Here is a 685-nt window from a genome sequence, read left to right as displayed (position 1 = left end):
GATTTTGCCTTTGTTGGTCGGCAGCGAAGGTTACGCATTGATGACAACTGGTTTCGTGTCGATCTGCTGTTTTTCCACCGCCGTTTACGCTGCCTGCTAATCGTCGATCTAAAAGTGGGCAAATTCAGCTATAGCGATGCCGGACAGATGAATATGTATCTCAACTACGCCAAAGAGCACTGGACGCTACCGGATGAAAATCCGCCCATCGGTCTGGTTCTCTGTGCAGAGAAAGGAGCCGGAGAAGCGCATTATGCTCTGGCAGGTTTGCCTAACACCGTTCTGGCAAGCGAATATAAGATGCAACTACCTGATGAGAAACGACTCGCAGATGAACTCGTTCGAACACAGGCGGTGCTAGAGGAAGGCTATAGACGCCGTTAATTTCAGCGGTTTCGAATTCTGCAGACAGTGTCTGCAGAATCTTTAAAACGAACTAAGTTTTAAGCCATTAAATCAGCCTTAACCTTCACCACAACCTTTTTAATCTCTCCAGGCTCGCCGACAACGCATCCTGGTTTATGCGGTTCACCTGGCATAAACACGGCGAACATTCCCGGTTTTAAGATGATGGCTTGCTCGTTATCAATGGTGCTGCAAAGCTGATAATCATCCTCATGGTGGAACTCTTCACACTGACGCGCAGTGCCTGCCATGCCAAACAGAATCCGTTCCTCACCGTTTA

Annotated in this window: 2 protein-coding genes; one reads left to right on the top strand and one right to left on the bottom strand. The window is 48.3% G+C overall.

Annotation, left to right across the window (positions count from 1 at the left end; genetic code table 11):
- A partial coding sequence (locus RTW80_RS26665; RefSeq protein ID WP_250559608.1) for a PDDEXK nuclease domain-containing protein occupies positions 1-384 on the top strand: 384 nt, incomplete at its 5' end.
- 59 nt (positions 385-443) lie between these two features.
- Here the strand turns inward: RTW80_RS26665 and RTW80_RS26660 are convergent.
- Positions 444-685: YhcH/YjgK/YiaL family protein (locus tag RTW80_RS26660; RefSeq protein ID WP_312721096.1), on the bottom strand; the 242-nt coding region annotated here is incomplete at its 5' end.

It is taken from the genome of Escherichia sp. AM3 (genome assembly GCF_032029835.1).
GTDB classification, from domain to species: Bacteria; Pseudomonadota; Gammaproteobacteria; order Enterobacterales; family Enterobacteriaceae; genus Escherichia; species Escherichia coli.
Note: the sequence above shows the minus strand (reverse complement) of the source record. Positions and strands in the feature narration are given on the sequence as shown.